The organism is Arenibacterium halophilum (assembly GCF_005938225.1).
GTDB classification, from domain to species: Bacteria; Pseudomonadota; Alphaproteobacteria; order Rhodobacterales; family Rhodobacteraceae; genus Arenibacterium; species Arenibacterium halophilum.
In genome coordinates this window covers 16,963-40,562 of sequence record NZ_VCPC01000001.1, presented here as the reverse complement: position 1 = coordinate 40,562, position 23,600 = coordinate 16,963, and the positions used below count along the sequence as shown (strand labels likewise).

Here is a 23,600-nt window from a genome sequence, read left to right as displayed (position 1 = left end):
CCATGGCGGAACGCGACGGAATCTTTGCGGGTGACGATCCCTTTGCCATCGCGCGCGACTGGCTGGCCGCCGCGCAGGATAGCGAAGTGAACGATCCGAACGCGATGGCGCTGTCGACGGTCGATTCGGACGGGCTGCCGAATGTGCGCATGGTGCTGTTGAAAGACATCGAGCCCGACGCCTTCGTCTTTTACACGAACTATGGCAGCATAAAAGGTGCCGAACTTGCGGCTTCGGGAAAGGCCGCTTTTGTGATCCATTGGAAATCGCTGCGCCGCCAAATCCGGGTGCGTGGTCTGGTCGAGAAAGAAGACGGCGCCAAGGCCGATGCCTATTTCGCCTCGCGATCCTTGCAAAGTCGTCTGGGAGCGTGGGCGTCGGAGCAATCGCAACCGCTGAAAAGCCGGGCCACCCTGATGGCCGAAGTGGCAAAGGTGACGGCGACGAAGGGCCCGAACCCGGCGCGCCCGCCGTTCTGGGGTGGGTTTCGGATCACGCCACTCGAGATCGAATTCTGGGCAGACGGTGCATTCCGTCTGCACGACCGGTTCCGCTGGCGGCGTGCCGATCCGACGGCATCGTGGGGTATCCAGCGGCTTAACCCGTGACATATCGAATGTTCGGGCCTACAATTACCTGCAATGCGCCGCTAAATTTCGCTTGAAACCCTCTACCAATGTCGCGCAGATCGGTGTTAACTATGGGGATATCTTTTCGTTTGCGGGTGCCGTGTGGCTGAAGATTTGAACAGCATGTATCACGTGCGTGGGCAGGTTAAGTGGTTTGATCCCACAAAAGGCTTTGGCTTTGTCGTATCCGACGAGGGCGGCCCCGATATCCTATTGCATATCAACGTGTTGCGTAACTTCGGCCAAAGCTCGGTTGCGGATGGATCGAGGGTCGAGGTGGTGACGCACCGGACCGAACGTGGTGTCCAGGCAGTTGAAGTCATTTCAATTGCTCCGCCAGAGCGCGATGAAACGCCGGTATTGACGGATTTCGCCGATCTTGATCCCGAATTACTGGCGCAGGCGCCTTTGGAACCGGCGCGGGTAAAATGGTTCGACAAGGGTAAGGGATTTGGCTTTGCCAACATCTATGGCCGCCCCGAGGATGTCTTTTTACATATCGAGGTTCTGCGCCAGTCCGGATTGGCCGATCTGCAGCCGGGCGAGGCGCTGGCCGTGCGAGTGATCGAGGGCAAGCGCGGCCGCATGGCGGCCGAAGTGCAGGCCTGGGAATACGAACTGACCCAGAAAAAGCAATGAAACTAACAGGTTTTTTTGTTGCCGCGGCGCTTGCGCTCTGCGGCGGTGGGCTTCACGCCGAAACGTGTCGCGACGACCGCGTGCAGCTGCGTGGCGACTGGGGAAGTGCAGGTTTCAGCGTCGAAGTCGTCGATACCGTAGAGGATCGCGCCCGCGGGCTGATGTTCCGAGAGGAAATGCCGCGCGGTGCGGGTATGTTGTTTGTCTATGACACGCCTGGCCCGGTCAGCTTCTGGATGAAGAACACGCTGATCCCTCTCGACATGGTGTTCGTCGACGACGCGGGCACGGTGCAGCGGGTGCATTCGAACGCGATCCCGGGCGATCTGACACCGATTGACGGGGGGGACGACATCCTTGTGGTGCTGGAAATCAACGGCGGGCTGGCCCAGAGGTATGGCATCGGCCCCGGCAGCCAGCTGCGCCATCCCGTTTTTTCCGACAATGGCCCGGTTTGGCCCTGTTAGGGCTTTTCAATTCGCCACCACCAGTCTAGACGGGGCGCATGGTTCGGGGCGTGGCGCAGCCTGGTAGCGCACCTGTTTTGGGTACAGGGGGTCGGAAGTTCGAATCTTCTCGCCCCGACCATCTTCCACAATCGCAGAAAATATTTGCGTGCTGACGAGCTCTGCGTCGCACGTGCTCAAAGTGGTTCGCGCCCAAAAAAGTTCGGCCCCTAAAAGGTTCGGGCCGGCGACACTCTTGCCAGTGCCGCCGACCCGATGGGGTATTAAATGCTTTGGTAAGTGAAAATTCGGGGAAAACTGTTTTTTAGATAAAGGCGATGTCGTCGGACAGCTTTGCAAAAGAATTGATGCCCATGATCGTCAGCTCATGGTTGCCGAAATCAAAGAACAAGCCTCCGTCGATCTTTTCGGCCATCTCGCGCAAATCCGCCTTGGTCAGATCGTCCTGACCAGCCCCCAGATCACGGTCGAAGACCACGGTGTCCTTGTTGTTCCGGAAGTCGGTGATCCGGTCTTTGCCGGCAGAGAACACGAAGATGTCGTTGCCCACCTTGCCCGTCATCACATCGTTGCCAGCACCGCCGTCGATCCGGTCGTGGCCGCCACCGCCGATGATCTTGTCGCGGCCCGCACCGCCACGCAGGTCGTCGTTACCCGCGCCGCCATTGATAACGTCACGCCCGCCGCCGCCATCAACGTAATCCGCCTTTGCCTTTGTCGAAAAGCGTTCGTCCTGGTCGGTGCCGGTGATGTGCTGCGCCTTCTTCGGCCCGTAGGCTGTAACGCCCATCACCTTGGCCATGACGGAATTGCCGTCATTGTCGCCGTTGCTGGCGGTCCACGTCAGGGCGATGTCGCCATTGTTCAGCGTGGTCAGGGCCGCGTCGAACTGTTCGCCGGGGGCGTTGTCGTTGACCATCGTCGCCTCGTCCAGCTTCCAGCCGTCCTTGCTGAACCGCTGAAGCATTACGTTGTCGTTGCGGCCCGAACTGTCGGTCCAAGTGATGGCAAAACCGCCGTCCTTCAGCGCGGTGATTTCCGGAAGCGTCGGGGTATCGCTGTTGACATCAACAACGATCTTGCCCGCGCGGGGGGTGAAATCATCGTTGAACACCTGAACATAGGTGTCGAAGTTCCAGTTGGCCGTGTTTGCGGCGCGTTCGTCGCGCTCTTGCCAGGTGATGGCAAAGCCGCCGTCCTCCAGAACTGCCACATGGGGGCGCGTCGCGCTGCCGGTGGCGCCTGAACCGTCAACAACGAAACGGCCACTGTAATCGGTGTTCAGCCGGTCGTCGTAGTTGAACGAGCCGTCGGTCAGATCCTGCTGGAAGATCTGAAAGATGATGTCGCCGCCGCTGCCATCGGCCGAATCCGACCGGCCCGAGACCACGATATATTCCTCAAGCGATCCAAACCGGCGGTCGGTCACCTCGCGCAGGAACGCCGCATCGCCCCAGGTCGTGCCGCCAAAGGGCTCGGCGATCCCGAACAGTTCTTCGCCGCTGACATTTGTGCGGTAGGTATTGGCATCGACGCTTTCGACCATAAAGGCATATTCGTCGCGCGGTTCGTCCTTGCTGTACCACGAGGTCAGGAACCGGTCGCCGCCCAGCGAAGTCACCGAAATGTCGATCAGGTCGTCGTTGAAGTTGCTGTTGCTCTGCTTGTTCTCGCGCTGAACTTCGTAGGGAATGTAATTTTCCCCGGCGCCCGTCGCCTCGAACCCGAAGAGTTTGGATCGCACTTCATAATTCACGCCCGGAAAGGTCGTCGGCACCGGGGGCGTGGTGGCATCGGGCGATAGCGCCATCTGCATGGTCGACTGCCAGACCCACATACCGCTGCCATCTTCGTTGAAAGCCACATCGGGGCTTTCCTGATCGCCGTCCGTCAGGTCGGCAATGGAAATCTCGCCGCCAACCTTCTGGCCGGTGGCATTGAAATTCTGACCATAGACGCCCCACAGGAATCCATCCTGCCCGTCGCTTTGCCATACAACCTGAAATCCGCCTGTCGCTGGGTTTGCGGCGATGTTCGCCGTCTGCTGGTCATCTGCCTGATAGGTGTTGACCCGGAATTCCGCGCCGCGCTGTGAAAAAGCAGCCATGATAATCTCCTGATAAAAACCGAGGGACCCACCGTCTTGGTCTTTTGAAATCTCCCTCGCGCCACGTTTTTGCCCGTCGCGGGGCCTGCGACATTATCAATTTTGATAGGATCGCAACGATTTTTACGGGTAATCTTGTTGCAGGGTCGGATTCGGCGGGAACATCAAGAGGATAGGCGGCAGATGGAGCCTGAAAATTCTGGCACACAGGCTCCGGTGCCCGGTGATGGGCAGGCGCTGTTCGCCGAGTTGGTACAATTAACCTACGCCACTATCGCCGAACCCGAAAAGTTCCACGATCTGATCGAGCTGTGGGAGCAATGCCTAACTTCGCATATCGTGGCCGATCAGGTCGGGGACACCACGGAATTTGCCGGTCACCTGAACAGTGCTCTGCAGATCTTTGATCGGATCGGCCGTATCCAACGCGACACCGATCGCGCCAAGCGACTGCTTGAATCTTTTTCGATGCCTGCGCTGATCTGCGGCGCGCAGCGCAATGTGCTGCACATCAACAGCAGGTTGCGCGCCCAACTGGGCGAAGGCGATCCGCTGGAGCTGCTGGCCAACAGTGAGTTGGGCGATCAGGTCGCCAATTGGCCCGACGGCCAGACGGTGGCCTTTGCCCAGACGCCGGATGCGACGACCGCCATCGTAACCCGGCTGCCAGCGACCTTCGGGGGTGATGTCAGCGCACAGCGCAGCTTTCTGGTGATCTTCAGCGATATCAGCGAAACCAATGATGTCTGGGCCATGATCGCCGAGAAATACGGGCTGACCCAGGCCGAAACCCAGGTGCTGATCCTGCTGGCCCAGGGGCGCAAGGCAGAAGAGATCGCCGGGCTGCGTAAGGTGTCGATCAACACGATCCGTGCCCATATCCGCGGGTTGCTTGAAAAATCCAACAGCCCGACCCAGGCCGATCTGGTGCGCTCCAGCGTGTTCCTGATCAGCCAGGTACAAAGTCTCAATATCGTGTCACAGGCGCTCTACCCGGCGGCGGCCGCGCCCGAGCCCCGCGAATCGCGCCTGATCCTGCCCAGCGGCCGCATGATCAGCTATCGCGAATTCGGTGCCCGCGACGGGCGCCCGGTGCTGTATCTGCACGGGATGATGGCGGGGCCCGATCTTCCCGAACCTGTCAAGGCAGAAGCCCGCCGCCACGGCCTGCGCATCCTCGCCCCCTCGCGCCCGGGATTTGGCAAGACCGATACCATCCCGGCCGAGGGAATCGAACTGGTGCGCCAATCCTGCCGCGACTTGCTGGCCTTCATCGACACGCTCTCGTTGAACCGCGTCTTCGTGATTGGCAATCTCTCGGCGGTTGGCATCGCGGTGAACTTTGCCGACCGGTTTCCGGATCGCTGCGCTGGCGTGCTGAACGCCGGTTACAGCGGCATCGTCACCGACGATCTGATCGCGGGCATGTCCACGATGTCGCGCGCCTTCGCCCGGACCTATCAACGGTCGCGCACCGCGATCCGCTTCCTGACCCGCGCCGCCATTGCGTCAGTCGATTTCCTGGGTGCCCACCGGATGATGCAGCGCCACCTCGGCGCCTCGCCAGTCGATCTGGCCTACTGCGAAAGGGTCGGCTGCCTCGACCTTATGGCGGAAGGTCTGCGCCATGCCATCGCGCAGGGGGGCGACGCCTTTATCAAGGACGGCTACCTTGCGGTATCGGACTGGAGCGAAACCATCGCCGCGCTTCAGGGCCGCGTGCCGGTGTCGGCGCTGCTTGGCGTCGAAGACAAAATCGCGCCGCACGCCCTGATCCGCGAACACCTCACGGAGCTGCCGCATTACAATGTGGAATATATTGAGGACGCCGGTCAGCTGGTGCTGTTTCAGGCCTGGACCCGGGTGATCGGCCATATCGACGCCGCCTTCACAACGCGCCCGGCGCTGCCTGAATAAGTGCCGCTTTCATTATTCTCGAAATACTCCGGGGGAATCCGCAATGCGGATGGGGGCAGAGCCCCCTAATTCGGTCGCCCGCCCGCGCTTTGCAGCAGCCGGTTGATGCGGCTGGTGATCTGGGGAGAGCGATGCACCACCCGCACCGGCGCCTGCGCCCGGCGCGGCACATACAGGTAGGTGTCGAAGTCCACCACGTATCCCGGATCGTCGTGGCGGCTGCGCACCCGCATCACCAACTGGGGCAGATCGTCGACCGTGCCATCGTATTGCACGATGATCGAGGCGGTCGGCCCCGGCGGCAGGAACGACCGGCACTCGACATCGTCGCGCCCATAGCGGCGGAAGGTGTCGGCGGGTTCCTGACAAACCGATTCCATCGCCGAGAACAGAAGGTCGGGATAGGAATCGAACCGGGCGCTATGACGGGGCTCACCCATATCTTGTGGCGCGCACCCCACAAGCCACATGATCAAAACTGTGGCAATCGCTCTCATCGGATCAGGCTCCTGCATAGGGCGGCACATTTGCGCAACACCGCGGCGCGGATCGTGGCGGGCACCCGGACGCGCGGGGCCTGCGTTGGGGCTTCGCCGTTTCGCTGATCGCCAGACTAGAGCCAAACGCCGGTGAATTCACGACAATTCTGGACGGGTCGCAGCGATGTCGCACCCCTGTGGCTGTGCATGAGCATGTGGAGGAATCGTGGGTATCCCGAGGGGCGCTGGGGGCAGGTTTCCGTCAAGTGAAAAGAATCCGGATTTGCCGAAAAACGCAGTTGACCACATATGCCAATCTACGCCAGATTGTGGGAGCCGGTTCGATAGCCACAATATCTGGTGTGAAACCAGAAGCGGCGCGAACCAGTACGGGACGGACAAGCGTAACATCGACATTGGCCACAGGCCAACACCCCTGATCCGGGGAACGATCCGGCTTTGCCATTCCGCACGCGGCGCATCCCGCATGACGGGGCAGGGCAGTCCGGCGTACCGGGCGCCTTTTGGGAATTGCTGAGAAAGAGGCAGCGCAAAATGAAGATCGAACGTACATTCACCAAGGCCGGGCAGGATGCATATGCAGAGCTCGACTTTGTCCACGCGACCTCGGAAATCCGCAACCCCGATGGCACCACCGTGTTCCGTCAGGACGATATCGAGATCCCGTCGTCGTGGAGCCAGGTGGCGAGCGATGTCATTGCGCAGAAATACTTCCGCAAGGCCGGTGTGCCCAGCGTCCTGAAGAAGGTGCGCGAAAAGGACGTTCCCGAATTCCTGTGGCGCTCGGTTCCCGACGAGGGCGCGGAAATGGGCGGTGAAACCTCGTCCAAGCAGGTGTTCGACCGGCTGGCCGGGGCCTGGGCCTATTGGGGCTGGAAAGGTGGCTATTTCACCACCGAGGATGACGCCCGCACCTATTACGACGAAATGCGCTATATGCTGGCCACCCAGAAGGCGGCGCCGAACAGCCCCCAGTGGTTCAACACCGGCCTGCATTGGGCCTATGGCATCGACGGCCCCGCACAGGGACATCACTATGTGGATTACAAGACAGGCAAGCTGACCAAGTCGAAATCTTCCTACGAGCATCCCCAGCCGCACGCCTGCTTTATCCAGGGCGTGCAGGACGATCTGGTGAACGAAGGCGGCATCATGGACCTGTGGGTGCGTGAGGCGCGGCTGTTCAAATACGGCTCGGGCACCGGCACCAACTTTTCGCACCTGCGCGGCGAAGGCGAAAAGCTGTCGGGCGGCGGCAAATCCTCGGGCCTCATGGGCTTTCTGAAGATCGGTGACCGCGCGGCTGGCGCGATCAAGTCGGGCGGCACCACGCGCCGCGCGGCCAAGATGGTGATCGTCGATGCCGACCACCCCGATATCGAGGATTTCATCAACTGGAAGGTCATCGAAGAGCAGAAGGTGGCCAGCATCGTCGCCGGCTCGAAGATGCACGAAGCCAAGCTGAACGGCATCTTCGCGGCGATCCGCGCCTGGGATGGCGCCGAGGCCGACGCCTATGACCCGGCCGTCAACGACAGCCTGAAGCAGGCGATCCGCGAGGCCAAGAAGGTCGCGATCCCGGAAACCTATATCAAGCGGGTGCTGGATTACGCGCGGCAGGGCCACAGCAGCATCGAATTCCCGACCTATGACACCGACTGGGATTCCGAAGCCTACAACAGCGTCTCGGGCCAGAACTCGAACAACTCGATCCGCGTCACCAACGCCTTCCTGACGGCCGTCGAGAAAGACGCCGACTGGGAGCTGATCAACCGCGTCGACGGCAAGGTCGCCAAGGTGGTGAAGGCGCGCGCGCTCTGGGAACAGGTCGGCCATGCCGCATGGGCCTGTGCCGATCCGGGCATCCAGTACCACGACACCGTGAACGAATGGCACACCTGCCCGGAAGACGGTGAAATTCGCGGCTCGAACCCGTGCTCGGAATACATGTTCCTGGATGATACGGCCTGCAACCTTGCATCTATGAACCTGCTGACCTTCCTCAAGGACGGCGAATTCCAGGCGGATGACTACATTCACGCCGCCCGTCTGTGGACGCTGACGCTGGAAATCAGCGTGATGATGGCGCAGTTCCCGTCCAAGGAAATCGCGCAGCTGTCCTATGACTTCCGCACGCTGGGCCTGGGTTATGCCAACATCGGCGGCCTGCTGATGAACATGGGCCACGGCTATGACAGCGCCGAAGGCCGCGCGCTTTGTGGTGCGCTGACCGCGATCATGACCGGCGTCGCCTATTCCACCAGCGCCGAGATCGCATCCGAGCTGGGCCCCTTCGCCGGGTACGAGCGCAACAGCGAACACATGCTGCGTGTCATCCGCAACCACCGCAACGCCGCCCACGGCGCGACCGAAGGCTATGAAAAGCTGGCGGTGAAGCCGGTGGCGCTGGACCACGCGAACTGCCCCGACAAGCGGCTGATCGACCTTGCCCGCGCGGCCTGGGACGAAGCGCTGGAGCTGGGCGAAAAGCACGGCTACCGAAACGCCCAGTCGACCGTGATCGCGCCCACCGGCACCATCGGTCTGGTGATGGATTGCGACACCACCGGGATCGAGCCCGATTTCGCGCTGGTGAAGTTCAAGAAACTGGCCGGTGGCGGTTACTTCAAGATCATCAACCGCTCGGTTCCGGCGGCGCTGGAAAACCTCGGCTATACCTCGGCCCAGATCGAGGAAATCGTGTCCTACGCAGTGGGCCATGGCACCATCGGCAATGCGCCTGCGATCAACCACACCACGCTGGCCGGTCACGGCTTTGGCGCGAACGAGCTGGCCAAGATCGACGCGGCGCTGGAATCGGCCTTCGACATCCGGTTCGTGTTCAACCAGTGGACGCTGGGTGAGGAATTCTGCAAGAACGTGCTGGGGATCCCGGCTGAAAAGCTGAACGATCCCACCTTCGACCTGCTGAAATCGCTGGGCTACTCCCGCAAGGACATCGAAGCGGCCAACGATCACGTCTGCGGAACGATGACGCTGGAAGGCGCGCCGCACCTCAGCAAGGATCACTATCACATCTTCGATTGCGCCAACCCCTGCGGCAAGAAGGGCAAACGCTTCCTGTCGGTCGACAGCCACATCCACATGATGGCGGCGGCGCAGTCCTTCATCTCGGGCGCGATTTCGAAGACGATCAACATGCCCAATGATGCCACGATCGAGGATTGCCAGAAGGCCTATGAACTGTCGTGGTCGCTGGGGGTGAAGGCCAACGCGCTGTACCGTGACGGCTCGAAACTCAGCCAACCGCTGGCCGCCGCGCTTGTCGAAGACGATGACGAAGCCGCCGAGGTGCTGGAATCCGGCAGCCAGCAGGAGAAGGCCGCCGTTCTGGCCGAGAAGATCATCGAGAAGGTGATCGTCAAGGAAATCGTTCGCAGCCACCGCGAGAAGATGCCCCAGCGCCGCAAGGGATATACCCAGAAGGCCGTCGTGGGCGGGCACAAGGTGTACCTGCGCACCGGCGAATACCAGGACGGCACCCTGGGCGAGATCTTCATCGACATGCACAAGGAAGGCGCTGGCTTCCGGGCGATGATGAACAACTTTGCCATAGCCGTGTCGGTCGGTCTGCAATACGGCGTGCCGCTCGAGGAATTCGTGGATGCCTTCACCTTCACGAAATTCGAACCCGCCGGCATGGTGCAGGGCAACGACAGCATCAAGAACGCGACCTCGATCCTGGACTACGTGTTCCGCGAACTGGCCGTGTCCTACCTCGACCGCACCGACCTGGCCCATGTGAAGCCCGAAGGCGCGACCTTCGACACCATCGGCCGGGGCGAGGAAGAGGGCGTTTCTAACATTTCGGAACTGACCGAAACCGCCGCCAGCCGGTCTTTGGAAGTGCTGAAGCAGATCAGCTCGACAGGCTACCTGCGCAAGCGTCTGCCGCAGGATCTGGTGGTGCTGAACGGCGGGCAATCGGGGGCCACGGCCTTTGCGGGCTTCGGCGATCCCTCGGCCGCGCTGGCCACGCTGGTGCCCGACACGGCCACCGTCGCGACCACGACAACCACCACCGCCGTCAGCAGCGGCACCGTCCCGATGGACGCCCGCGCCAAGGCCCGGATGCAGGGCTACGAGGGCGACCCCTGCGGCGAATGCGGCAACTACACCTTGGTGCGCAACGGCACCTGCATGAAATGCAACACCTGCGGCGGCACGTCCGGGTGTAGCTGAGGAACCGCGCCCTGACGGGCGTGCAGGGGGCGCGGGCTGCCACGCGCTGAACGGCCCCCGCCGAATTTCGAAGTCGGGCAGGTGATCTGGCCGCTTCACCACGAACGGGGCAGGATCTGGCGGCCTTTTTGGTGCCGATCTGTCCTGCTCCGGGGGAAACCCTTGGTTTCCTTCGGAACACGGGGCGGGTGCGCTCGCCCCTGACGACACTCAGGCCGCAGGCAAAAACACACCGGGCGGTAAACTAGATGAGCCTGAGTGGCGAAACTAACGGGGGGCATCGCGCCCCCCGATTTTTGTTATGCCTTCGTTTTCCGTAAAGGCTTTTGCGTCACGCTGCGGGCAATCAGGCCCAGAAGGGAACAGCGCAGAATGCCGATTACCGTCGTCATGCCGAAAGGCGCCACCGGATTTCTGGACGATCTGGCCGCCGTTCTGGAATTTCTGTCGTTCGACGCGGTGCTGTTGGCCTACAGCGCCAATTTTCTTAGCCTGCAAGGCAGCTTTGGTGGGGTCGGCACGACTGTTTTGGTAACGGGCACCGGGTTTCAATTTGATGGGACGGCGGGATCTATCACCGAAGGAACGATGGCAGATATCACACTGTCTTCCGATGCCGGGTCTGTGTCCTATACCGATCTTGGGATCACGATGGCAGACCTGACACCGCTTATGGTGGCCGAAGCTGATGGATCTGACGCCAATGCCGTTGAATCCTTTCTAATGACGCGCGCCTGGGACGTTACCTTTGGCGACGAGGCGGATGTGGTGGTCAAATCCACGACAGTCGGCGACGGACTTTCGCTTGATCTGACCGGCAACGACATTCTTGACGGGCAGGCGGGCGACGATGTGCTGTATGGCGGCGGCGGCGATGACCGGCTGTATGGCGGCAACGGCCACGACAGGCTGATCGGCGGAACCGGCGATGACGATCTGGCGGGCGGGCTGCATGACGACAGGTTGCTGGGCGGCGCGGGCAGCGACCTGTTGCTGGGCCAAGACGGGCGCGATGTGCTGAAAGGCGGCGGCGGTCTTGATTACCTGTCAGGCGGGGCGGGCAATGACCTGTTGTTTGGGGGTGCCGGGCAGGATGTGTTCCGATTCGAGGATAACGGGGGCACCGATCGCATCCGCGATTTCGACGCCACTGCCGCGCGTGAAGTGATTGATCTGTCGGCCGTCACCGAAATTGTGCGCTTTAGCGATCTGGTGAGCCGCCACTTGTGGCAGAAGGGCGATAATGTGGTGATTAACGACCGTCATGGGACCAAGATCATCCTGCCGGATATGGTATTGGCTGATCTTGAAAAAAGCGATTTCATGTTCTGAAGCCGCAGGCGGCCCCCGGGGCAGGGGCCGCGCGCGTGGGGCTTACACTGTGTGATCGGCCCAAAGCGACTCGGCTGGCGAATCCGCAGACATGCCCAGATCTCCGCGCAGCGCGGCGCGGGCGCGTGCAAGGCGTGACATGACCGTGCCGGGAGGCACCCCTGTGCGGCGCGCCAGTTCCGCCGGGCTGGTTTCGCCCTCGGCAATCAGCGCCATGAGCCCGGCCTGCGCCTTGGGCAGGCGCGCCAGTGCCGCACGCAGATCGGCGCAGGCCAGACGCTGGGGCGCGTCGGGCAGGGTGGTCGCCATGTCATCGGTCAGTTCTTCGCCCTCGGTCTGTCGCCGCCAGCGCGAGCGGGCCATGTTGCGCAGCGAGGTCATCGCATAGGCGTCTAGATTGTCGATCCGCGCTCCGGCAGAGGCACTTTGCCAGACCTTCACGGCAGTATCCTGCGCCAGATCCGCGGCCTCGTCCGGGCAGCGCGACAAACGCCGCGCGCGCTTGTGCAAGGTCTTCAGCAATATGTCGAAACGGTCCGGTGTGATCGCATGGGTTACGTCACGGGGCATCATGTTCGCCTTTCGGTTGTTGCCATGGCTCAACAGATACGCAGTCCGAACCCTCTGAAAAGCCCGGGGTTTTCCGCCGAGCGGCCAATCGCGGATGGAACCGGCGAGGCTTTGCCGCCAGATACATGCGGTTTCGGCGGAACTCGGCGCGTGCACTGAAACCGCCCACTGTGCAGGGACGCTAACCGCGTTTGGGGCGTCTTACTGGTCGAAGCAGGTGGAAACGCCGGTTTCGCAAACACAACCGATAACGGAGTGAAACGATGAAAACCTATCTTGCAATGAGTGCCATTCTTGCCACCGCAATGGGCAGCGCAGCTTTCGCCGCGACCGAGCTCGACGCAAACGCCGACGGCATGGTGACGCTCGAAGAAGCACAGGCGCAGGTTCCCGAAATCACCGCCGAAATCTTTTCCTCGCTTGATGTAAACGCTGACGGTGCGCTGGATTCCGAAGAGGTGGCCGCCGCACAGGACGCGGGCATCATGCCGAAAACCAGCGGCTAAACCCGCTGGCAGGCGGCCGGTTCATTTCCCGACGCCCCATCGGACACCGGCTGCCCCTTACCCTCGCCCCCGGATGGCTTTTGCCTCCGGGGGTTCGTTTTTGTCACGCCACACTTGCCGCAAATTCGCAAAGCGTGCCAAGCGCGCGTTCGAAGGCTGTATCTTCGACCGTCATGGCCACCCGGATGTGCCCGGCGGCTGAGGCGCCAAAGCTCTCGCCGGGCATGACGGCGATATGATGCGTGTCGAGCAGGCGGTTGGCAAAGGCCTCGCCGCTAAGCCCGGTGCGGCGGATGTCCAGCATCAGGTACATCGCCCCCTGCGACGGGATCGACCCGACAAGCTGTTGAGCGCCCAACACCTTTTGCGCGATCGCGCGACGGCGGCGGAAGGGCGCGCCGATGTCGTCTTCCAGCTGTTGCCCGGCGTTCAGCGCGAAATCGGCCGCCGCCTGAATATAGCCGGGCACGCCGTATGTGGTGTTTGTTGCAAGGTCGATCAAATGGGCAATGCCCTGTTCCGGCCCAACGATCCAACCGACCCGAGAGCCGGTCATAGCGTGGCTTTTGGACATGGAGCCGATCACCAGCACGCGATCTGCCATCCCCGGCAGCTGCCGGGGCGAGATATGGTCTCCCTCCCAAACTTGAGTGTCATACACCTCGTCCGAGATCAGCCAGAGATCGTGATCGCACGCCGCCCGTGCGATGGCTTGCATCGTGTCGGCGCCATAGATCGCGCCGGTGGGATTGTTGGGCGAATTCACCAGCAGCGAGCGGGGCGTGCTGCCAGCGGCGCGGGAGGTTTCCACCGCGCGGTCAATTTCGGCGCGCTGCGGGGCAAAGGCATCGCGCGACCGGGTCGGGATGATACCGGGCCGGGCGCCGACAGCACGGATCGTGCCGGGATAGGTGGCATAGTAAGGGTCGATCATCAGGGCGGTGTCGCCTGCATCATTGGTGGCGTGATGGGTCGCAAACAGCGCTGCCTGTCCACCCGGCGTGATGATGACGTTGTCGCGGGTGGTGGGCACACCAGTGCGCGCGGTGACCCGCTTTGCCACCGTGTCGCGCAATCTGTCGGTGCCCGGCACCATCGCATAGCCCGTGTGCCCGGCGCGCGCGGCACTGTCCATCGCCGCAAGGATCGACGGGTCGGTGCGGATGTCGTGTTCGCCGATCGTCAGTTCGGTCACCGGGGTTCCCTGCGCGATCATCCGGCGCGCCTTGAGGAAGACACCCCAGCCGTCATCGCCGCCGCCGTTGATTGTGGTGATCCGGGTCGAGAGCCGCGCCATGGTATATCCTTTCGTCGCCTTTTTGCGGGACAGGGTCAGAGGCGGGCGACATTGTCAATTGCGGCGTCCACTGCTGTGCACCGGTCCCCGCGGTGCGGGCGGCGGCGGCCCGCGTCCTGAGTATTTTTGGAATAATGAAACAGGGGGTGCTTGATCGGGGCGAGGTTCGCGCGTATCAGGGGCGTCATGAACCGTATTTGCATCATTATCTGCTGCATTATTTCCTGCTGAATTTCAGCGGGCCGGTTTTCTTCGTTTACATCCCATGAACAAGTTGCCAAGCCCGCGCCGGGAGAGCTGTGGCATCTTGCGAGGACCCTGGGATGACGAAGATCACGTTGCACAATACGATGAGCCGGCGCCGCGAGCCGTTCGAGCCCATCGATCCGGCGAATGTACGGATGTATGTCTGTGGTCCGACGGTCTATGACCGGGCGCATCTGGGGAATGCGCGCCCTGTCGTGGTCTTCGATGTGTTGAACCGGCTGCTGCGCCATGTCTATGGTGAGGGCTGCGTGACCTATGTGCGCAATTTCACCGATGTGGATGACAAGATCAACGCGCGCGCCGCCGAGTCCGGGCGCAGCATTGGCGAGATCACCGGCGAGACCACGCAGTGGTTCCTGGAGGATATGGCCGCGCTTGGGGCGCTTGAGCCCGATGCCATGCCGCGCGCGACCGAGTACATTCCGCAGATGGTGGCGATGATCGAAGGGCTGATTGATCGCGGCCATGCCTATGCGGCTGAGGGGCATGTGCTGTTTTCGGTCGCATCGTGGCCCGAACGCTATGGGCTGCTGTCGGGGCGCAGCGTGGAGGACATGATTGCCGGGGCCCGCGTCGAGGTGGCGCCCTACAAGCGCGATCCGATGGATTTCGTGCTGTGGAAGCCGTCGAGTGATGACGTGCCCGGTTGGGAGAGCCCCTGGGGGCGGGGGCGTCCGGGCTGGCATATTGAGTGCTCGGCCATGAGTTATGAATTGCTGGGGCCGAGTTTCGACATCCACGGTGGCGGCAATGATCTGATGTTCCCGCATCATGAGAACGAGATCGCGCAGAGTTGCTGCGCCCATCCCGAGGGGGAGTTTGCCCGTGTCTGGCTGCACAACGAGATGTTGCAGGTCGAGGGTAAGAAGATGTCGAAGTCGCTGGGGAATTTCTTTACCGTACGTGACCTGCTGGATCAGGGCGTGCCGGGTGAGGTGATCCGGTTTGTCTTCCTGAGCACGCATTATCGCAAGCCGATGGATTGGACGGCGGAGAAGGCGCGCGAGGCGGAAGCGGTGCTGCGCAAGTGGCGTGGCATGGTCGAAGGGGTTACTCCGGGCGCGGTTGCATCTTCTGTGCTGGCGGCATTGGCCGAAGATTTGAACACGGCGGGTGCAATTGCGGAATTGCATCGGCTCGCGGGTCAAGGAGACGCAGCTGGTTTGGCCGCTTCGGCTCAATTGCTGGGTCTTTTGGATGATCGAATGGGCGGTTGGGTCGCAGGCGCCGATCTTACGGCTTTTGTGGAAGAGCTGTCAGCGTTGAGAGCCCGTGCGGTGGAGAGCAAAGATTTTTCTCAAGTCGATGCGTTCAAGGCGGCGCTGATGGCCGCTGGGGTCGAAGTGCGGATGAGCAAGGCGGGGGTCGAGTTGAGCCCGGCGGCCGGGTTCGATGCGACGAAGCTGGAGGGGTTGGTGTGACCGTCGTGATGCAACAGGCCGAAGGGCGGGGGGCTGTTTGCCCCCCGTGCCCGCCGAGGATATTTGAGCCTCAAAGAAATTGTGTTCCGGTGGGAGGATCGCAGGATGCGTGAGCGGCTTTATCTTTACGACACCACGTTGCGCGATGGGCAGCAGACGCAGGGCGTGCAATTCTCGACCCAGGACAAGATCGAGATTGCCGAGGCGCTGGATGCCTTGGGGATTGATTACATCGAAGGTGGCTGGCCCGGAGCCAACCCTACCGACAGCGCGTTTTTCGAGGCCGCACCCAAGCTGCGTGCAAGGATGACGGCGTTTGGCATGACCAAGCGGGCCGGACGCTCGGCCGCGAATGACGAGGTGCTGGCGGCGGTGATGAACGCGGGCACCGGCACGGTCTGTCTGGTCGGCAAGAGCCACGATTACCATGTCGAGGCGGCGCTTGGCATCTCGCTGGACGAGAACACCGAAAACATCCGCGCCTCGATCGTCCATATCGTGGGGCAGGGGCGCGAGGCGTTGTTCGATGCGGAACATTTCTTTGACGGTTACAAGGCCAATCCCGCCTATGCGATGGAGGCGGTGCGGGCGGCGTTCGACGCCGGGGCGCGCTGGATTGTGCTCTGCGATACCAACGGCGGCACGCTGCCGGATGAGATCGCGCGCATCGTGGGCGAGGTGATCGCGGCGGGCATCCCCGGCGACCGGCTGGGCATCCACACGCACAACGATACGGAAAACGCTGTGGCAGGCAGCCTCGCCGCCGTTCTGGCTGGGGTGCGGCAGGTGCAGGGCACGCTCAACGGGCTTGGCGAACGCTGCGGCAATGCGAACCTGACCTCGCTGATTCCGACTCTGGTGCTGAAAGAGCCGCTCGCCAGCCGGTTCGAGACCGGGATCACGGTGGACAAGCTGGAGGGCATGACCGGGATCAGCCGGATGCTGGACGATATCCTGAACCGCGTGCCGCTGCGGCAGGCGCCCTATGTCGGGGCTTCGGCCTTTGCGCATAAGGCCGGTCTGCATGCCAGCGCGATCATCAAGGACCCGGGCACCTACGAACATGTCGATCCCGGAGTGGTTGGCAATGAACGCATTATCCCGATGTCGAACCAGGCGGGCCAGTCGAACCTGCGCCGTCGTCTGGCCGAAGCGGGGATCGAGGTGGATAAAGGCGACCCGGCGCTGGGTGACATTCTGAACCGGATCAAGGAGCGTGAAGACGAAGGCTATGCCTATGACAGTGCGCAGGCCAGCTTCGAGCTGCTGGCGCTGGAACAGCTGGGCCGGGCCAAATCGCATTTCGATGTCGAACGCTATCGCGTGATTTCGGAACGCCGACGCAATGCCAAGGGGCAGGTCGTGGTGGAATCCGAGGCGGTGGTGACGGTGCAACTGCCCGATGGCAGCAAGCGCACAGGGTATTTCAAGAACGAACACCCGCAGGATCTGCACGATGACGGGCCGGTGAACGCGCTTTGGCAGGCACTAAAGACCGACCTCGGCCCCTATCAGGAGCGCATAGAAGACATTCGCCTGACGGATTTCAAAGTGCGTATTACCAATGGCGGCACCGAAGCGGTGACCCGTGTGATCATCGATTTCCAGGATGCGCGCGGGCGGCGGTGGTCCACGGTGGGAGTGTCGCCGAACATCGTCGACGCAAGCTTCGAGGCGCTGCTGGATGCGATTCGGTGGAAGCTGCAACGCAACGGCGCGGCGTGATCGCAGGGTCATTGCGGAGAATATAGATGGAGTTTGACGCCAACCTGATCGCCTGCGCGCGCATCGTCGAGCAGGGCGATCCGGATCGCTTCCTCGCGGCCATGGCGGCACCGGTGCAGGCGCGCCGGGTGCTCTTCCCGATCTATGCCTTCGGGGTGGAAATCGCCCGTGCCCCTTGGGTCACGCAGGAACCGATGATCGCGGAAATGCGCCTGCAGTGGTGGCGCGATGCGCTCGAGGAAATCGCCAGCGGCGCCCCCGCGCGTCGGCACGAGGTGGTGACGCCTCTTGCCGAACTCCTGACGCCCGGCATGGCGCGAGAACTGGATAAGACCATTGCGCGCCGCCGCTGGGATATCTACCGCGAACCCTTTGCCGACAGCGCGGACTTCGACAGTTATATCCACGCCACGACCGCGCTGCCGATGCGGGTGGCCGCTACTCTGCTGGGTGCAGGCCCGGAAGCACCGATTCACGACATAGGCTATGCCAGTGGGATCGCGAACTGGCTGGTCGCAACGGCAGAGCTTGCCGCGCGGGGCCGTGTGCCGCTGCTCGACGGGCGGCCCGAAGCAGTGCGCGCGCTGGCATCGGATGCGCTCGACCGGCTGGCTCTTGCGCGCCAGCGCCGGTTTGCTATTTCCCCGTCGGCCCGGGCCGCGGTACTCGCAGCATGGCAGGCGGATCCGCTGCTAAAGCTGGCGCGCGCACATCCCGATCGCGTGGCCGATGGAACGCTGCGATTGCCCTCTCTGCGCAAACGCGCCCGTCTGGCTTGGGTGGCGGCAATCGGGCGCTGGTAGGTCCACGCGCCAGGGTCTTTGTTTCATTATTCCAAAAATACTCGCATTCGGGCCGATCGCCCGGGCGAGACTTCGGCGGTTAGCGCTGCCGCGCCACCCCGCGCGATTGCAGCACCAGCCAGATCAGCGCGCCGCCCGCCAGAACCAGCGCCGGGGCCATGGCAAGGTTGACGGCCGTCCAGCCCTGCACCGCCGAACCACCCGAGCAGTTCATCAATCCGCCCGATGACAGCGAGGCGACAGTCACGCCGCCAAATACGATCAGGTCGTTCAGCCCCTGCATCCGGCCGCGTTCGCTGGGCGCATGGGATCCGGCCAGCATCGACGTCGCGCCGATGAACCCGAAATTCCATCCTATGCCTAGCAGAACCAGCGCGACAAAGAAGTTTTCAAGCTCGACTCCCTGCAGCGCCACTACACCGGCGCCAGTCAGGATGAGCAGGCCAAGTCCCATGATCCGCTCGACCCCGAAGCGCGTGATCAGGTGGCCGGTAAAGAAAGAGGGCGCATACATCGCCAGCACGTGGCCCGTCACCACATCGGCGGCGTCGCCTTTTTCGAACCCACATCCGACCACCGCCAAGGGCGTTGATGTCATCACCAGGTTCATCAAGGCATAAGATACTGTGCCCACGATCACCGCCACGGCGATGCGCGGCGTTTTCAGCAACTCCCACCGGCTGCGGCCCTTGGGGGCGTCTTCAGCCTCGGGCGCAGGGCGCGGAATATCGAGCAGCGGAAACAGCAGGAAGCCCAGCACGTTGACCGCGATCACCGCCAGATAGGTGCCCAGAAACGGGATCACATAGGCATCGGCGGTAAACTTGAAAATCTGCGGCCCGATCATCGCCGACAGCAGACCGCCCGCCATCACATAGGAAATTGCCTTGGGCCGGTAGGCATCCGACGCGGTATCGGTCGCGGCAAAACGGTAAAACCCGTGCGCGCTCATATAAACGCCGGTAAAGAGCGAGCCCAGCAGGAACACCGGGAACGACCCTAGGTACAGCCCGACTGCACCCAGAACGCCGCCAAGAATGCCGCCGGTCGCGCCAATGAAGAACCCCGCGCGTCGACCGAACCGCTGCATCGCAGCCGACAGCGGCGTGGCCGTCAGCATCGAGCCGAGCACGATCAGCGAAATTGGCAGCGTTGCCAGGCAGGGGTTCGAAGCCAGCGATTGGCCCGCCAGCCCGCCCGCGGTAAAGATCATCGGCATCTGCGCGCCAAGAAACGCCTGGGCGATCACCAGGATCACGACATTGCGCTTGGCGCGGCGGTCGTCCGAAGCGGGGGCGGTGGGGGCGGGATTACTTACCATGTTCAGGTGAATATGCCTGTAATTTGAGCGTGGCAAGTGGGCTTGCGCCTGCTTGGGCGGCGTTTATGGTTCGCCCGATGTCATCGCATTTGCCGCCCGTTCCGATCCTCCCGCGCCACCTGCTGCTGCTTGCCGGCTCGGGCGAAGCGCGCGCCATTGCGGCTGGTCTGGCGGATCGGGGCGATCTGCGCGTCACCGCTTCGGTTCTCGCGCCGTCGCTGGCCGGCCCGCTGAAGGTGCTGACCCGGACGGGCGGCTTTGGCGGCGACGACGGCTTTGCGCAGTATCTGGACCGCGAAGGCGTCACCGCCGTTCTGGATGCCACCCATCCCTTCGCCGCGCGGATCGGGCAACGCTCGGCCCCAATCTGTGCCGCGCGGGGCATTGCCTATGCCCGGGTGCTGCGCCCCGCCTGGCAGGCACAGCCGGGCGACCGTTGGACTCATGTGCCGGACGAGTCTGCCGCCGGAGCGTTGTTGCACGCGGGGCAGCGAGTGTTTGCCACCACCGGGCGCGCCACGATGGAGGCGCTGGTGATGAAAAGCCCGGCACAATTCCTGCTGCGCCGCAGGGCGGCGGAACCCAGCCCTCCGCCAGTGGCCAACGTGAGCTATGTCATCGGGCAAGGGCCATTCTCGGTTGATGACGAAATCGCCACGCTGCGCGCCCATCGTATCGACGTGCTGGTGGCCAAGAACAGCGGCGGCACGGCCAGCCGCACCAAACTGGACGCTGCGCGCGCGCTTGGCTTGCCGGTGATCTTGGTCGACCGGCCCGACCAAGTGCAGGCGACCACGCTGACCACCGTCGCGCAGGCGCTGGCATGGGTCGAAAATTTGGCATGAGCGTGGGCCGCATCATCCGGGGTGACGCCTGCGTTGCCGAAGGCGCGGAATGGCTGGCCGCGCGCGATCCGCGCATGGCCCGTGCGCTGGAGCTGACCGGGCCGTTGCCGCTGCGCCTGCGCCCGGACGGGTTCGACCAGCTGCTTGGGGCCATCGTCAGCCAGCAGGTCAGCGTCGCCTCGGCTGCCGCGATCCGCGCGCGGATGCAGGCGGCTGGGTTCGACGATGCCGAGACGGTCGCCAGCGCACGTGAAGAAGACCTGCGCGCCGTGGGCCTGAGCCGTCAGAAGATCCGCTATGCCCAGGCGCTTGCGCAGGCCGGGCTGGACTATGCCGCTCTGCGCGACATGCCGACCGAGGCGGTGATTGCCACGCTGACGGCAGTTCCCGGCATTGGCCATTGGACGGCGGAAATCTACGCGATGTTCTCGCTGGGCCGCGCGGATGTCTTTGCGCCGGGCGATCTGGCCTTGCAGGAATCCGCCCGGGTGCTGTTTGATCTGCCCGAGCGTCCGCGCCCGCGCGCCTTTGGCCAGATGGCCGAAGCCTGGGCGCCGTGGCGGTCGGTTGCGGCACGGCTGTTGTGGGCCTATTACCGCGTGGACAAGAACAGGGAAGGAATAGGATGACACGGGTACTTAACGCCGGCCGGGTCGAGCCGCATTCGGGCGATACCCGATCGGTCGTGGTGTTTCTGCATGGCTATGGCGCGAATGGCGCCGATCTGCTGGGGCTGGCCGATCCGCTGGGTGAACATCTGCCCGACACGCTGTTCGTGGCCCCGGATGCGCCCGAAACGATCCCCGGAATGCCAAACGGCTATCAGTGGTTCCCGATCCCGTGGCTGGACGGATCAAGCGAAGAGGCCGCCGAACGTGGCATGGCCGCCGCCGTGCAGGATTTGAACGCCTTTCTTGATGCGCTGATGGTGGATGAAGACGTGCTGCCCGAGCAGGTCGTTTTATTCGGCTTTTCGCAGGGCACGATGATGGCGCTGCATGTCGCCCCGCGCCGCGAGGATGCGGTTGCTGGTGTCGTGGCCTTTTCGGGCCGGTTGCTGAGCCCCGAGACCCTGGCGGATGAGGTGGTCGTGCGCCCGCCCGTGCTGCTTGTGCATGGCGACATGGACGACGTGGTGCCGCCGCAATCGCTGCCCGCCGCCGCCGAGGCGCTGCAAGAGGCCGGGTTCACCGATGTTTATGCGCATGTGATGAAGGGCACCGCCCACGGCATCGCGCCCGACGGGCTGAGCGTGGCGCTGGCCTTCATGCGCGACAAGCTGGGCCTGTAGGCCCCGCGACCATATTTTAAGGGAGAGAGAGACAGAATGCTGATCGTCACCGGAACCATCGACGTGCCCGCCGAAAACGCCGACGCCGTCGCCGAAGCCGCCATTGCGGTGTCACAGGCCACCCGCGCCGAAAAAGGCTGCCGCGTTTACGCGTTTTGGCAGAGCGTGGAGAACCCCGGCCAGTTCCGGGTGTATGAGGAATGGGACGACCTTGATTGCCTCAAGGCGCATGGGGCATCCGACCACATGGGCACATGGCGCGCCGCGTTGAAGGATCTGGGTGTGCTGGGCCGCGATGTCGTGATGTTCGAGCCCGGTCCAATCACCAAGCTTTAAGGGCGCGGGCGCCGGGGCGGGTCCACCGTATCCCACGCCCCCGGCGCCAGCCCGTTCAGCGTATAGGGGCCAATCGCGGCGCGGATCAGGCGCAGGGTGGGGTGGCCCACCGCGGCTGTCATGCGGCGCACCTGCCGGTTGCGGCCCTCGCGCAGGATCAGCTCGATCCAGCAGTCGGGCACCGATTTGCGCTCGCGGATCGGCGGCACGCGCGGCCAGAGCCCCGGCGGCGGGTCGATCCGGCGCGCCTGCGCGGGCAGGGTGGGGCCGTCTTTCAGCGTCACGCCTTTGCACAGCGCGGCAAGGGCCGTGTCATCGGGAATGCGTTCGACCTGAACCCAATAGGTTTTTGCCATCTTGTGTTTTGGATCGGCAATGCGCGCCTGCAGGCGGCCATCGTCGGTCAGGAGCATCAGACCTTCGCTGTCGCGGTCCAACCGGCCGGCCGGGTAGACGCCCGGCGCGTCGATGAAATCGGCCAGCGTACGGCGGCTTTCACCATCGGTAAACTGTGGCAGTACATCATAGGGTTTGTTGAAGCGGATCAGGCGCGGCATGGGCCCTTGCTAGCCAAAGAACCGTGATTTGACAAAGCCGAATCCGGGCACACCTATGACCATGTGGATAAAGTGGCGAACCGTCATCTGCCTGTCATTGAGGCAGGCTAGAGGTTAACCGACATCTAGTGGTCACTCGGTGCTTGCCAGCGATGAACCACGATATATAGTTCTCTGGACTCCGGGCCTGCGCGGCAAGGGAATCGCCCTTGCGCGGGCCGGGAGACCGGACCCATGAAGGACGGAACCATAGGGATGCAAGGTGACTTCAGAACCGAATTCGTGCGAGAGCCCGGCGCGCTAAGGCAGCATCCGGCGCTGGTACTGAATGCGGATTACCGGCCGCTGTCTTACTACCCGCTGTCGCTATGGCCCTGGCAGGAAGCGGTGAAGGCGGCCTGGCTGGACAGGGTCGATATCGTGGCCGAATACGACGAGGTCGTGCGAAGCCCGAGTACCACGATCCGGATCCCGAGCGTGGTTGTCCTGAAAGATTATGTGAAACCTCAAAAGCGCGTGGCCTTCACGCGCTTTAATTTATTTCTGAGGGATGAATTCCGCTGCCAGTACTGTGGGAGCAAGGGCGATCTGACCTTTGATCACGTTGTGCCGCGTGCCTCGGGCGGCGTGACAAGCTGGCAGAACGTGGTGGCGGCCTGTTCGCCCTGCAACCTGAAAAAAGGGTCGAAATCGCTGCATCGCGCGGGGATGCACCTGCGCAAGCCCCCGCGCCAGCCTGCCGCCGAGGACCTGCGCAACATGGGACGAAAGTTTCCGCCGAACCACCTGCACGACAGCTGGATCGATTTCCTGTATTGGGATGCGGAACTGGAAGCCTGACGCGCGCGGCCTGATTGGCGGCACGCG

21 protein-coding genes and 1 tRNA gene are annotated in these 23,600 nt (G+C 62.8%); 16 read left to right on the top strand and 6 right to left on the bottom strand.

Features of this window, described 5'->3' with window-relative positions; all coding sequences use genetic code 11:
* Positions 1–2 precede the first annotated feature (2 nt).
* The 4 genes from pdxH (at position 3) to FGK64_RS00220 (ending at position 1,856) form a co-directional block, all read left to right on the top strand.
* Positions 3–608, top strand: coding sequence for a pyridoxamine 5'-phosphate oxidase (gene pdxH / locus FGK64_RS00235; protein ID WP_138861808.1), 606 nt, complete (start codon positions 3–5; stop codon positions 606–608).
* 123 nt (positions 609–731) lie between these two features.
* The gene (locus FGK64_RS00230) at positions 732–1,268 is read left to right on the top strand and encodes a cold-shock protein (RefSeq protein WP_138861807.1); all 537 of its coding nucleotides are present in this window, start codon (positions 732–734) and stop codon (positions 1,266–1,268) included.
* Complete coding sequence (locus FGK64_RS00225) at positions 1,265–1,735, top strand: DUF192 domain-containing protein (protein WP_138861806.1); 471 nt, start codon at positions 1,265–1,267, stop codon at positions 1,733–1,735. The genes FGK64_RS00230 and FGK64_RS00225 overlap by 4 nt, the downstream gene beginning before the upstream one ends.
* Before the next feature lie 44 nt (positions 1,736–1,779).
* Positions 1,780–1,856, top strand: a tRNA-Pro gene (locus FGK64_RS00220).
* Between the two features lie 183 nt (positions 1,857–2,039).
* Here the strand turns inward: FGK64_RS00220 and FGK64_RS22420 are convergent.
* Positions 2,040–3,842, bottom strand: a complete 1,803-nt coding sequence (locus FGK64_RS22420) for a calcium-binding protein (RefSeq protein WP_246057634.1) — start codon at positions 3,840–3,842, stop codon at positions 2,040–2,042.
* A 183-nt stretch (positions 3,843–4,025) separates the two neighbouring features.
* On the opposite strand from FGK64_RS22420, the gene FGK64_RS00210 reads away from it, so the two are divergent.
* On the top strand, positions 4,026–5,759 hold the full coding sequence (locus tag FGK64_RS00210; protein ID WP_138861805.1) for an alpha/beta fold hydrolase: 1,734 nt from the start codon (positions 4,026–4,028) through the stop codon (positions 5,757–5,759).
* Positions 5,760–5,824: 65 nt separating this feature from the next.
* Here the strand turns inward: FGK64_RS00210 and FGK64_RS00205 are convergent, their stop codons facing one another.
* Positions 5,825–6,199: a hypothetical protein gene (locus FGK64_RS00205; protein ID WP_138861804.1), complete on the bottom strand. Its 375-nt coding sequence runs from the start codon at positions 6,197–6,199 to the stop codon at positions 5,825–5,827.
* 594 nt (positions 6,200–6,793) lie between these two features.
* On the opposite strand from FGK64_RS00205, the gene FGK64_RS00200 reads away from it, so the two are divergent.
* Positions 6,794–10,462, top strand: a complete 3,669-nt coding sequence (locus FGK64_RS00200; RefSeq protein WP_138861803.1) for a vitamin B12-dependent ribonucleotide reductase — start codon at positions 6,794–6,796, stop codon at positions 10,460–10,462.
* Between the two features lie 372 nt (positions 10,463–10,834).
* The gene (locus tag FGK64_RS00195; protein WP_138861802.1) at positions 10,835–11,794 is read left to right on the top strand and encodes a calcium-binding protein; all 960 of its coding nucleotides are present in this window, start codon (positions 10,835–10,837) and stop codon (positions 11,792–11,794) included.
* A 42-nt stretch (positions 11,795–11,836) separates the two neighbouring features.
* Here the strand turns inward: FGK64_RS00195 and FGK64_RS00190 are convergent, their stop codons facing one another.
* A complete protein-coding gene (locus tag FGK64_RS00190) occupies positions 11,837–12,364 on the bottom strand; it encodes an RNA polymerase sigma factor (protein ID WP_171053928.1) in 528 nt (175 codons plus the stop codon).
* 263 nt (positions 12,365–12,627) lie between these two features.
* Between FGK64_RS00190 and FGK64_RS00185 the strand changes: the two genes are divergently transcribed.
* Positions 12,628–12,870, top strand: coding sequence for an EF-hand domain-containing protein (locus FGK64_RS00185; protein ID WP_138861800.1), 243 nt, complete (start codon positions 12,628–12,630; stop codon positions 12,868–12,870).
* Positions 12,871–12,973: 103 nt separating this feature from the next.
* Here FGK64_RS00185 and FGK64_RS00180 read toward each other — a convergent pair whose 3' ends face one another.
* Positions 12,974–14,167 (bottom strand): pyridoxal phosphate-dependent aminotransferase, encoded by a 1,194-nt coding sequence (locus FGK64_RS00180; RefSeq protein ID WP_138861799.1) that lies wholly within the window; start codon positions 14,165–14,167, stop codon positions 12,974–12,976.
* Positions 14,168–14,490: 323 nt separating this feature from the next.
* Here FGK64_RS00180 and cysS point away from each other — a divergent pair, with 323 nt between their 5' ends.
* From cysS to FGK64_RS00165, 3 genes are all read left to right on the top strand, one after another.
* Positions 14,491–15,855 (top strand): cysteine--tRNA ligase, encoded by a 1,365-nt coding sequence (cysS, locus tag FGK64_RS00175; protein ID WP_138861798.1) that lies wholly within the window; start codon positions 14,491–14,493, stop codon positions 15,853–15,855.
* 105 nt (positions 15,856–15,960) lie between these two features.
* Positions 15,961–17,580, top strand: a complete 1,620-nt coding sequence (cimA, locus tag FGK64_RS00170) for a citramalate synthase (RefSeq protein WP_138861797.1) — start codon at positions 15,961–15,963, stop codon at positions 17,578–17,580.
* Between the two features lie 26 nt (positions 17,581–17,606).
* Positions 17,607–18,383, top strand: coding sequence for a squalene/phytoene synthase family protein (locus FGK64_RS00165; RefSeq protein ID WP_138861796.1), 777 nt, complete (start codon positions 17,607–17,609; stop codon positions 18,381–18,383).
* 79 nt (positions 18,384–18,462) lie between these two features.
* Here FGK64_RS00165 and FGK64_RS00160 read toward each other — a convergent pair whose 3' ends face one another.
* On the bottom strand, positions 18,463–19,704 hold the full coding sequence (locus FGK64_RS00160; RefSeq protein WP_138861795.1) for an MFS transporter: 1,242 nt from the start codon (positions 19,702–19,704) through the stop codon (positions 18,463–18,465).
* 77 nt (positions 19,705–19,781) lie between these two features.
* On the opposite strand from FGK64_RS00160, the gene FGK64_RS00155 reads away from it, so the two are divergent.
* From FGK64_RS00155 to FGK64_RS00140, 4 genes are read left to right on the top strand one after another with little or no spacing between them, the layout of a single operon-like run.
* Positions 19,782–20,549, top strand: coding sequence for a cobalt-precorrin-6A reductase (locus FGK64_RS00155; protein WP_171053927.1), 768 nt, complete (start codon positions 19,782–19,784; stop codon positions 20,547–20,549).
* Entirely contained in the window at positions 20,546–21,178 is a 633-nt protein-coding gene (locus FGK64_RS00150; protein WP_138863011.1) for a DNA-3-methyladenine glycosylase family protein, read from the top strand. The genes FGK64_RS00155 and FGK64_RS00150 overlap by 4 nt, the downstream gene beginning before the upstream one ends.
* Positions 21,175–21,840 carry an alpha/beta hydrolase gene (locus FGK64_RS00145; RefSeq protein ID WP_138861793.1) on the top strand — a complete coding sequence of 222 codons (666 nt, stop codon included), beginning with the start codon at positions 21,175–21,177 and terminating at the stop codon, positions 21,838–21,840. Before FGK64_RS00150 ends, FGK64_RS00145 begins: the two co-directional genes overlap by 4 nt.
* A gap of 36 nt (positions 21,841–21,876) precedes the next feature.
* Complete coding sequence (locus FGK64_RS00140) at positions 21,877–22,176, top strand: putative quinol monooxygenase (RefSeq protein WP_138861792.1); 300 nt, start codon at positions 21,877–21,879, stop codon at positions 22,174–22,176.
* On the opposite strand, the gene FGK64_RS00135 is transcribed toward FGK64_RS00140, so the two are convergent.
* Complete coding sequence (locus FGK64_RS00135) at positions 22,173–22,733, bottom strand: pseudouridine synthase (RefSeq protein ID WP_138861791.1); 561 nt, start codon at positions 22,731–22,733, stop codon at positions 22,173–22,175. The genes FGK64_RS00140 and FGK64_RS00135 overlap by 4 nt on opposite strands.
* A 255-nt stretch (positions 22,734–22,988) precedes the next feature.
* Between FGK64_RS00135 and FGK64_RS00130 the strand changes: the two genes are divergently transcribed.
* Complete coding sequence (locus tag FGK64_RS00130) at positions 22,989–23,573, top strand: HNH endonuclease (RefSeq protein WP_138863010.1); 585 nt, start codon at positions 22,989–22,991, stop codon at positions 23,571–23,573.
* Positions 23,574–23,600 lie beyond the last annotated feature (27 nt).

Excerpts from the sequence above, each read along its gene's own strand:
- pdxH (WP_138861808.1), top strand. The coding sequence starts at position 3 with ATGGCGGAACGCGACGGAATCTTTGCGGGTGACGATCCCTTTGCCATC.
- FGK64_RS00225 (WP_138861806.1), top strand. The coding sequence starts at position 1,265 with ATGAAACTAACAGGTTTTTTTGTTGCCGCGGCGCTTGCGCTCTGCGGC.
- FGK64_RS22420 (WP_246057634.1), bottom strand. The coding sequence starts at position 3,842 with ATGGCTGCTTTTTCACAGCGCGGCGCGGAATTCCGGGTCAACACCTAT.
- FGK64_RS00210 (WP_138861805.1), top strand. The coding sequence starts at position 4,026 with ATGGAGCCTGAAAATTCTGGCACACAGGCTCCGGTGCCCGGTGATGGG.
- FGK64_RS00205 (WP_138861804.1), bottom strand. The coding sequence starts at position 6,199 with ATGGGTGAGCCCCGTCATAGCGCCCGGTTCGATTCCTATCCCGACCTT.
- FGK64_RS00200 (WP_138861803.1), top strand. The coding sequence starts at position 6,794 with ATGAAGATCGAACGTACATTCACCAAGGCCGGGCAGGATGCATATGCA.
- FGK64_RS00195 (WP_138861802.1), top strand. The coding sequence starts at position 10,835 with ATGCCGATTACCGTCGTCATGCCGAAAGGCGCCACCGGATTTCTGGAC.
- FGK64_RS00190 (WP_171053928.1), bottom strand. The coding sequence starts at position 12,364 with ATGCCCCGTGACGTAACCCATGCGATCACACCGGACCGTTTCGACATA.
- FGK64_RS00185 (WP_138861800.1), top strand. The coding sequence starts at position 12,628 with ATGAAAACCTATCTTGCAATGAGTGCCATTCTTGCCACCGCAATGGGC.
- FGK64_RS00180 (WP_138861799.1), bottom strand. The coding sequence starts at position 14,167 with ATGGCGCGGCTCTCGACCCGGATCACCACAATCAACGGCGGCGGCGAT.
- cysS (WP_138861798.1), top strand. The coding sequence starts at position 14,491 with ATGACGAAGATCACGTTGCACAATACGATGAGCCGGCGCCGCGAGCCG.
- cimA (WP_138861797.1), top strand. The coding sequence starts at position 15,961 with ATGCGTGAGCGGCTTTATCTTTACGACACCACGTTGCGCGATGGGCAG.
- FGK64_RS00165 (WP_138861796.1), top strand. The coding sequence starts at position 17,607 with ATGGAGTTTGACGCCAACCTGATCGCCTGCGCGCGCATCGTCGAGCAG.
- FGK64_RS00160 (WP_138861795.1), bottom strand. The coding sequence starts at position 19,704 with ATGGTAAGTAATCCCGCCCCCACCGCCCCCGCTTCGGACGACCGCCGC.
- FGK64_RS00155 (WP_171053927.1), top strand. The coding sequence starts at position 19,782 with ATGTCATCGCATTTGCCGCCCGTTCCGATCCTCCCGCGCCACCTGCTG.
- FGK64_RS00150 (WP_138863011.1), top strand. The coding sequence starts at position 20,546 with ATGAGCGTGGGCCGCATCATCCGGGGTGACGCCTGCGTTGCCGAAGGC.
- FGK64_RS00145 (WP_138861793.1), top strand. The coding sequence starts at position 21,175 with ATGACACGGGTACTTAACGCCGGCCGGGTCGAGCCGCATTCGGGCGAT.
- FGK64_RS00140 (WP_138861792.1), top strand. The coding sequence starts at position 21,877 with ATGCTGATCGTCACCGGAACCATCGACGTGCCCGCCGAAAACGCCGAC.
- FGK64_RS00135 (WP_138861791.1), bottom strand. The coding sequence starts at position 22,733 with ATGCCGCGCCTGATCCGCTTCAACAAACCCTATGATGTACTGCCACAG.
- FGK64_RS00130 (WP_138863010.1), top strand. The coding sequence starts at position 22,989 with ATGCAAGGTGACTTCAGAACCGAATTCGTGCGAGAGCCCGGCGCGCTA.